Origin of the sequence: Nocardia sp. NPDC058497, from assembly GCF_042720195.1 — a bacterium.
Taxonomy (GTDB): Bacteria; Actinomycetota; Actinomycetes; order Mycobacteriales; family Mycobacteriaceae; genus Nocardia.
The window spans coordinates 1,813-10,739 of the sequence record NZ_JBHXMY010000125.1 but is presented as its reverse complement, the minus strand read 5'-3'; the positions used below and the strand labels follow the sequence as shown (position 1 = coordinate 10,739).

The window sequence follows — 8,927 nt, the reverse complement described above, 5'->3', positions numbered from 1 at the left end:
CCCCGCCCCCCCCCCCCCCCCCGGGCCCTGTTCGTCGCGGGTCAGGCGGAGACGGGCTCGAGCCGCCAGCCGGTGGCGCGCTCGCGTTCGTTCCAGAACGCGGCGTAGCGGCCGTCGAGATCCAGCAGTTCCTGATGGGTGCCGTGTTCGGCGATGCGGCCCTGGTCGAGGAACAGGATCTGGTCGGCGTGGGCGATGGTCGAGAGCCGGTGCGCCACGACGAGAACCGTCTTGTCCTTGGTCAGTTCGTGGATGCCACGGACAACGACGGCCTCGCTGTGCGGGTCCAGCGCGCTGGTCGCCTCGTCGAGCAGGACGATCGGGGCGTCCTTGAGCAGGGCACGGGCGATCGACACGCGCTGGCGTTCACCGCCGGACAGCGACGCGCCGCCCTCACCGACCGCGGTGTCGAAACCGTCGGGCAGCCGGTCGACGATCTCGTCGACCCTGGCGGCCACGGCCGCGCGCTCGAGTTCGGCGTCGGTGGCGTCGGGCTTGCCGATGCGGATGTTGTCGGCGACCGAGCGGTTGAACAGGTAGACGTTCTGGAAGACCAGCGAGAGCTGGTCGAGCAGGGTGTCCGAAGGCTGTTCGCGCACATCGTGTTCGCCGACCGAGACCGCGCCGGAGTCCACGTCGTAGAAGCGGGCGGCCAGCCGCAGCAGGGTGGTCTTGCCCGCACCGCTCGGTCCGACGATGGCGGTGGTGGTACCGGCCGGGACGGTGAAGGTCAGGTCCGACAGTACGGGTTCGCCGGGGCGGTAGCCGAAGCTGACCTCGTCGAAGACCACGGCGGGCGCACCGGGCGTCACCGGTTCGGTGGGCGTCGCCAGCGGCTTCTCGTCCAGCAGGTCGGTGATCCGGTCGGCGGCCGCGGCGGCCGAACGCAGGGCGGCACCCAGCTGGGCGGCCTGGTTCACCGGCTCGATGAACCGCGAGCTCACCGCGATCAGCGCGATCGCCGCGGCCGCCGAGATCGCGCCGTCGGTCACCTGCACCACCGCGATGTAGGCCAGCACCAGGAACACCGCCTGCACGAACAGCGCGAAGACGATCAGACCGGGCACCGTCGCGACCATCATCTTCCGCACCGCCGAACGCTGACCGACCAGCGCGGCGTCGAGCGCCTTGTTGCCTGCGCCGACCGCGCCGAACGCGCGCAGCACCGGCTGTGCCTGCGCGAATTCCACCACCCGCGAATCGGCTTCGGCCGCGGCGATGTGCAGGCGCGCGTCGGCGCCGGTGTAGGCGCGGTTGGCGAGATTGTTGACCAGGTAGAGCACCGGCGCGGCGAGCAGCATGGCCAGCCCGATCCGCCAGTCGATGAACAGCATCCCGATCGCGACGACCAGCGGCACGATGATGCCGGTGAGCACCTTGGTGAGCAGGTAGGCGATCAGGCCCTGCATCTCGCGGACCTGCTCGACCATGACCCGCGAGAGCGGACCGGCGTCGCGGTCCTCGAACCAGCCCAGCGGCAACGCGTTCAGCTGGTCGCCGAGGCGGGTCTGCAGGCCGCGCTGCATGCCGAGCCCGATCCGCAGGCCGATCACGGCCTGGAGGTAACCGAAGACGATCACACCGGCGACAGCCACGGCCATGCCGAGCGCCCACAGCCAGGCGCCGCCGAGGTCGTCACCGAACAGCGCTTCCAGCACCGGAACCAACAGCAGATACGCGATGGCCTGGCACAGCGCCTGCACCACGATGGCGGCGAGCAAGCGCGGGATCAGCGGAGCGAACTCCGCGGGAACGAGGCGGAAAACCTTGCGAATCATCGTGTTTCCTCCACCAGGGCGAGCGTGCCGAGCGCGGCCTCGTTGATCTCCCACAGCCGCTGATACAGCCCACCGGCGGCGCGCAGCTCGGTGTGCGTGCCCTGCTCGACGAGCGTTCCGTTCTCCAGCACCAGGATTCGGTCGACGCCGGTGATGGTGTGCAGCCGGTGTGCGATCACCAGCACGGTGCGGCCCGCGACGAGCGCGGCCAGCGCGTCCTGCACCGCGGCCTCGGATTCGGGGTCGGCGAAGGCGGTCGCCTCGTCGAGGACGAGCACCGGAGTGTCGGCCAGCAGCGCGCGAGCGATCGAGAGCCGCTGGGCCTCACCGCCGGACAGCGAGGCGTCGACACCGATCTCGGAGTCGTAGCCGCGCGGCAGCGCCATGATCCGGTCGTGGATCTGGGCGGCCCTGCTCGCCCGTTCGATGGCGGCGTCGTCGGCGTCCGGGCGCGCGAGCAGCAGGTTCTCCCGGATGGAGCCGCGGATCAGGCGCACATCCTGGAACACGAAGCCGACGGTGCGATAGAGATCTTCGCTGGTGAACTCGCGGATATCGCGCCCGTCGATGGTGATCCGGCCAGCGCCGACGTCGTAGAAACGGGGCAGCAGTTTGGCCAGGGTGGACTTGCCGGAGCCGCTCGGGCCGACCAGCGCGGTGATGGTGCCAGGGTGCAGTTCGAGATCGACGCCGCGCAGCACGTCATGGCCGGTGCGGTAGGCGAATTCGACGCCGTCGAAGCGCACGACACCCGCCTGGCTCGCCGGGCCCGTGCTCGTCGTCGGCGCGGTGTCCAGCTCCGGCGTCTGCTGCAGTTCGTGCAGCCGCAGCGCCGCGGCGCCACCGGCCCGCAGCGCCTGCGAACCGTAGCCGAGGCCAAGCAGCGAACTGCCGATACCCAGGCCGACCAGTAGGAACGGCAGCAGGTCCAGCGGGTTCACCCAGTCGAGGCCGACGAAGGCGAGCCCGCCGACGACCACGATCAGCATCACGAAGACAGGCATGACCACGATGTCGGAGGCCGACTGCACGCGGATGATCGGCATCTTCATCCGATGCGCCGCCTGCACCTGACCGTCGACCGCGCTCTGGAACTCGGTGTGCGCCTTGCCCGCCTGACCGAACGCCCGCACGACCTGGATGCCGTCGACGAATTCGATGGTGGCCTCGGAGGTGCGCCGTTCCCAGCGGGTGTAGACGGCGAGGCGGTCGCGGCCGTCGCGGTCCATGATCTTGCCGAACAGGACGAAGTAGGCGATCAGCGGGATCAGCAGCACCAGGGTGAGCCGCCAGTCGACGGTGAACAGGTAGCCGAGGGTGACCAGCGGGACCACCAGCGCGCCGACGAACTCCAGCCGGGCATGGGCGACAAGGTAGTGCAGTGCCTCCACGTCGTCGCGCAGATACGTCTTGACCTCGCCGGAGCTGCGTTCGCCGAACCAGCCGAGCGGCACCCGGGTGAGTTTGTCCGCGAGCAGCCTGCGCAGGGTCAGCTGGTAGCCGGCGTCGACGGCGTGCGACCAGGTCAGCGCGACCGCCTGCAGCAGGGCACGCACGATCAGCACCACCACGGCCGCGCCGAACAGCCACCACACCCGATCGCTGTCAACCGGGGTTTCCAGCAACTCCCGGCAGGCGGCCACGATCAGCAGGAACGGCACGACGGTGCAGACCGAGGCGACGGCGACGAGCAGGCTCGCCATCGTCAGCATCCCCGACACCGGTGCCAGAATCTCCTTGCGCGCCTGCGCTTCCTGTTGTTTCTGCGCTTTCGCGACCGCCTTGGGTGGCCGGTTCCCCGACTCCGCCCCCGGCGGCGGCGCTACCTGCACCGTCATAACTTCTCGCCCTCTCGACCTGTCCACGGCAAACGTGCCAAGGGTAGGTTAGCCTAAGTTGAATGGTTGTGGCCGACCGGGGAAGCTTGTGTGAACTGCCAGTCAACCCCCTCGGCAATTCGACATTCCGGGCGTAATTTCCTCCCTACCTCTAAATCTCTGAGCGCGGCGGGAGAGCGAAAATGTATTACTGCCAGGCCGATCCGGGAAACCTGACACCCGACCAAGCGCACCGGGCCATGCAGATTCATCTCGAATGCAGCGTCGATCTGTGCCGGGTGCGCAGGCGGGCCCGGCATACGCTTGTCGAAGCGAAATTGATGGTGCTCGATCAGCGGGCCGGATAACGTTTCCTCGTGTTCACTCCGCTGCCATCCTCGGCCGCCTGGCTGCATCGCGAGGCGCGCACCGGATTCGAAGTGACCTATTTCCGCGACGATGATCGCGGGGTTTACGTCGAAGGGTGCGCGACCGCGGTCGAGGACGGCCTCGCCTGGGCGATCGACTATCGGCTCCGGGTCGACGGCAGCTGGCACACGCGGTCGGCGCAGATCACCGGTCGCTATCCCGACGCCCGGCACTCGCTCACGCTGCAGTCCGACGGGCTCGGGCGCTGGCAGGTCGACGGGGTGCACTCCCCCGAACTCGACGGTTGCCTCGATGTCGATCTGGAGGCGTCGGCGTTCACCAACGCGCTGCCGGTGCACCGGTTGGACCTCGCGGTCGGCGACGCCGCGGAGGCTCCGGCCGTGTACGTGCGCGCCGCCGACCTCGCGGTGACCCGGCTGCCACAGCACTATCGCCGGATCACCGCCGAGGCGGGTCAGCGCTACGACTACAGCGCGCCCGCCTTCGACTACCGCGCCACGCTGGGCTACGACGAGTCCGGTCTGATCGTCGACTACCCGGGGCTGGCCGCGCGCACGGCCTGACTCGAGGGGCCGCGCACTCGCGCCGCCACCCGCCGATAGACACTGTTTCCATGCGACGAAGGCAGCAGCCGCCGCTGCCCAAGCGGCACGGCCTGGATCCAGCCCGGCTCCGGCTCCCGGAGGACGGGCACTGGACGACGGTGCGTGAGCACCTCGTCGAGCGGCTGCCGCGGGTCGATCCGGCGCGGATCGACGAGATGTTGCGGGCGGGCGAGATCGTCGATCTGGTGGGAGCGCTGGCGCCGGACGCGCCGTTCGTGCCGGGCGGGGCGGTGTGGTTCCACCGGGACCTGCCGGTCGAGCAGGAGGTGCCGTTCGAGATCGGGATCGTCCATCGCGACGACGACATCCTGGTGGTCGACAAACCGCACTTCCTGGCGACGATCCCGCGCGGCCAGCACATTCTGCAGACGGCCCTGGTTCGTTTGCGCCGTGAACTCGACCTGCCTGACCTGATCCCGGCGCATCGACTGGACCGGGTGACCGCGGGGCTGGTGCTGTTCGTGGTGAACCCGGCGGCGCGCGGGGCGTATCAGACGATGTTCCATCGCCGGACCGTGCGCAAGGAGTACGAGGCCGTCGCGCCCTACGATCCGGCGCTGGAGCTGCCGCGGACCGTGCGCAGCCGGATCATCAAGGAGAAGCAGGTGCTCGCCGCGCAGGAGGTGGACGGCGAACCCAATGCCGAGACCGAGGTGGAACTCGTCGAGCACCGCGCCGGACTCGGTCGCTACCGGCTGCGGCCGCACACCGGCCGGACCCATCAGCTTCGCCTGCATATGAACAGCCTCGGCGTGCCGATTCTCGGCGACGATTTCTATCCGGGGATCACCGACAAATCCGTCGACGACTACACCCGGCCGCTGCAACTGCTGGCCGCCTCGCTGGAATTCACCGACCCGATCAGCGGGCAGCCGCGGCGATTCGAGACGCGGCGCAGTCTGCGGGCATGGACGGATCTGTCCGGATGGTCCGGATCGGCTGTCGAGTAACTCACAGCGCGGTGATCTTGATCGGTGTTCCGCCGGGCCGGTCGGCGCGGGTTTCCGCCTGAATCGGCCGCTGACCTGCACGCACCGGTCCGTTTCCATTTCGTAATACTTCCGTACACTCGGTCGGGTGCCCGAACCCACCACTGTCGCCGATCCCCGGCCCAAGCTGCACGCCTATGTCGATATCGCCGTGGTCGTCGTCGTGCTGGCCGGAACCAATCTGATCGCGCATTTCACCACCGCGTGGGCCAATATCGTCATCGTGCCGGTCGCGGCGTTCGCGCTGCTGGCGCTCATGCGCAAGCGCGGTCTCGGCTGGGCCGAACTCGGGCTCTCCCCCCGGCACTGGCGACGAGGAACGGTCTACGCGCTCGGCGCGGTCGGGATCGTGCTCACCGCCGTCGCGATCGGCGCGATCCTGCCGGTCACCCGGCCCTTCTTCCTGGCCGACCGCTACGCCACGATCTCCGGCGCGCTGATCGCGTCGATGATCGTCATCCCGCTGCAGACCGTGATCCCCGAAGAACTCGCCTTCCGCGGCGTCCTGCACGGCACCCTCGACCGGGTGCTCGGAGTCCGCGGGCTCTTCGCTGCCGGATCGCTGCTGTTCGGTTTCTGGCACATCGCGTCCTCGCTCGGCCTGACCAGCGGCAACAAGGGCCTGTCCGGCATCGTCGGCGGCGGACTCGTCGGCCAGATCATCGGCATCACCCTCGCCGTCGCCGCGACCGCCGCCGCGGGCGTGGTCTTCACCTGGCTGCGCCGACGCAGCGGCAGCCTGCTCGCCCCGATCGCCCTGCACTGGTCCCTCAACGGCGCGGGCGCACTCGCCGCGGCCATCGTCTGGCACACGGCGCTGCGCTGAGCCCCCTCCCGGTGATACGAGAAGCGCGCCCTGTCCTGAATCCACTCCGAAGGCCCGCTTGTCGTTGACCGCGGCGCGGACGGCGTTTACGCTCTCTGGCAATCACACATATGTTCGATAGTCCATGTGTTCGAGTGACCGGAAGGCGCCAGATGTCCGACGATCGGTCGATGGAGGATGCCGTCAGCTCGCCGAACACCGAGATCACGGCACTCGCACAGCAGGTCGCGACCGCGCGCGGCAAGCTCCCGCTCCAGCACGACACGGCGCTCTACGACGCACTCTCCGACTCCGAGATTCGGGCCGAACGGGAACTCGCCGAATGGATTCGCGCGCAACGGCGCAAACAGCGGCGCCGCGCCATCGCCGACGAACTCGCCGCCGAACAGCGTGACCGGCGCACCGGCAGGCTCATCCGCCGGACCGACGAAGCCGACGCGCGCTGGCATCGCAAGGCATTGGCCGCGCGGCGGCGGGTGTCTAGCGCCGATGCCCGGCTCGCCCAGCTGTACCGGCGGGCGGAATGGTCTTCGCGCGCGCTGATCGGGGTCGTCGTCCTCGGCATGGTGTGGGCCGGGGTCAACGTGCAGCACAATCTCGTGCCCAGCGGTGACATGAGTGATCCGCTGTACTGGCTCAGCTTCGGCATCGAGGCGATGATCTCGATCCCGATCATCACCATCATGGTCGCCGCCACCACCGCCGCCCGCTGGGGGCGTGAGCTCGAGCGTGGCAAGGTTCTGGTGTTCGAGCTGGCCTTGCTCGGTACAACCGTGGCGTTGAACGCCGGTCCGCACCTGGCCGCCGGATCCTTCGGTCGCGCAGCCGAGTACTCGATCGCGCCGGTGATGGTGGGTGTGGTGATTTGGCTGCATGCGTGGGTGTCGGCGCGGTATGCGCTGTTGATCGAGAGTGCTTCGGTGGAATTGCCAGGGGACGCGAGTTACTCCGCTGTCGAGCGGGTCGTGTCGGAGGCTCGGGCTTCTGTCACGGGGCACGCCGGAGCCGAGATCGAAGCCGCTCGGCGGGTCAGCACGAACAGTATTGCGGGATTGGGTGGGTCGTCGGTTGTGCAGCCGTCCCCGACGCGGCAGACCACCGCCGCGCAGACCGTTGCCCCGGAACAGCCTGTGGTGCAGGCCGCCGCGGCACAGGCCGCCGCCGCGGAACAACCTGTGGCGCGGGCCGCCGACCTGGAACAGCCTGTGGCGCAGGGCGACACGACAGCTACGCAGACCGAGGCAACGAGAACCGTCGCGGCAGCGCTTCATACGGGACCGCCCGAGCCCGCCGATGTGCGCACCGAGGTCGCCGAAGTCAGTGAACCTGTCGCGTCAGGTGAAGCAAGCTCGCCTGCAGGTGAATTCGAAGCTCAGGCCGCTGACCTCGCAGCGAAGGCACCTGTTCTGGCCAACCGCCCGGCCGCAGAGGACCTCGCCACCGCGGTGCCGACACACGTGCCCGCACCGTCCGCTACCGAAGTGGTCGGAACCGGCGCCGAGTCGCAGACCGCGTCCCCGGAACCCCTTGCAGCGCAGGTCAGCTCGCCGTCCTCCCACCCGAAGACTGCGACCGGATGGAGCCAGCCCACCCACGGCGTCCGCCGCCCGTCCACCGACAAGTCGACCGCGCCCGGCACCCTCGAGCTGATCCACAAGGCCGCCGCCGATCACCGTCGCAATGGTGTCGACCATGCCCGCGTCAACGGCGCCACCCCGACCCTGCGGCGAATACCGGTCACCGCCGCCGCGCAGGCCACTGCCGGCGACGCCACCGGTACCGACCCGGTTCCCGAGGCGACGGCGCACGCCGGCACCGTCGCCCGTGACCGCAACGGCGACACCGCGGCACCCACCGAATCGGTAGTGGTGCACCACGATCCACACCCCCCTACGGACGAGCCCGAACAGCTCACCCTCACCACCGAACTCGAGCCCGCTTCGGGCACCGTTCCGGCACCGGCGGCGAAACAGCAGCTCACGAACCGCGAGTCAGCGTCTGCTCCGAAACAGCAGCTCACTCAACCTGAGCCGACGCCTGCGGCTGAACAGCAGCTCAGTCAGCCCGAGCCGACCGCTACCCCCAAGAAGCAGCTGACGAAGGTCGAGACGGCGACCTCCGAAGTCGTGAGCGAGCGGATGCCGGTGCCGTCCCCCGAACCGATCGAACCGGACCTCGACGATGAAGACGACCTGGCCGACGACGCCTACGACTTCGACGACGACACCGAGGTCCGCGCCCTGGCCCGTCAGATCGCCCACCGCAGTCCGCTGCGCCTGACCCTCGACCAGATCGAGGAGATCCTCGAACTCACCGATCAATCCTGGTCGGCCCGCAGCATCGGCGCCGAGGTCGGCGTCTCCGGCAGCACCGTCACCAACATCGTCGAATTCGCCCGCAAGATCCGCCAGCCGTACGCGTTCACGGGCTGACCACCGACCGCGCCCCGGCCCCGTCTCGATCCGGGCCGGGGACGCCTCAACCCACCCGGCGAAGATCGCCACCCCCACCACACAGAACAC

The 8,927-nt window shown here is 69.1% G+C and carries 6 protein-coding genes; 4 read left to right on the top strand and 2 right to left on the bottom strand.

Annotated elements, in window-relative coordinates:
* Nucleotides 1–41: 41 nt before the first annotated feature.
* Complete coding sequence (locus ACFWPJ_RS11600; protein WP_378849855.1) at nucleotides 42–1,778, bottom strand: ABC transporter ATP-binding protein; 1,737 nt, start codon at nucleotides 1,776–1,778, stop codon at nucleotides 42–44.
* Nucleotides 1,775–3,616: an ABC transporter ATP-binding protein gene (locus tag ACFWPJ_RS11595; protein ID WP_378849853.1), complete on the bottom strand. Its 1,842-nt coding sequence runs from the start codon at nucleotides 3,614–3,616 to the stop codon at nucleotides 1,775–1,777. Before ACFWPJ_RS11595 ends, ACFWPJ_RS11600 begins: the two co-directional genes overlap by 4 nt.
* A 356-nt stretch (nucleotides 3,617–3,972) precedes the next feature.
* Here ACFWPJ_RS11595 and ACFWPJ_RS11590 point away from each other — a divergent pair, with 356 nt between their 5' ends.
* The 4 genes from ACFWPJ_RS11590 to ACFWPJ_RS11575 all read left to right on the top strand — a co-directional run bounded on the left by ACFWPJ_RS11590 (nucleotide 3,973) and on the right by ACFWPJ_RS11575 (nucleotide 8,837).
* Nucleotides 3,973–4,548 carry a putative glycolipid-binding domain-containing protein gene (locus tag ACFWPJ_RS11590; RefSeq protein ID WP_378849851.1) on the top strand — a complete coding sequence of 192 codons (576 nt, stop codon included), beginning with the start codon at nucleotides 3,973–3,975 and terminating at the stop codon, nucleotides 4,546–4,548.
* Nucleotides 4,549–4,598: 50 nt separating this feature from the next.
* On the top strand, nucleotides 4,599–5,540 hold the full coding sequence (locus ACFWPJ_RS11585) for an RluA family pseudouridine synthase (protein WP_378849849.1): 942 nt from the start codon (nucleotides 4,599–4,601) through the stop codon (nucleotides 5,538–5,540).
* Between the two features lie 127 nt (nucleotides 5,541–5,667).
* Nucleotides 5,668–6,405 (top strand): type II CAAX prenyl endopeptidase Rce1 family protein, encoded by a 738-nt coding sequence (locus tag ACFWPJ_RS11580; protein ID WP_378849847.1) that lies wholly within the window; start codon nucleotides 5,668–5,670, stop codon nucleotides 6,403–6,405.
* A gap of 152 nt (nucleotides 6,406–6,557) precedes the next feature.
* A complete protein-coding gene (locus ACFWPJ_RS11575) occupies nucleotides 6,558–8,837 on the top strand; it encodes a hypothetical protein (protein ID WP_378849845.1) in 2,280 nt (759 codons plus the stop codon).
* Nucleotides 8,838–8,927 lie beyond the last annotated feature (90 nt).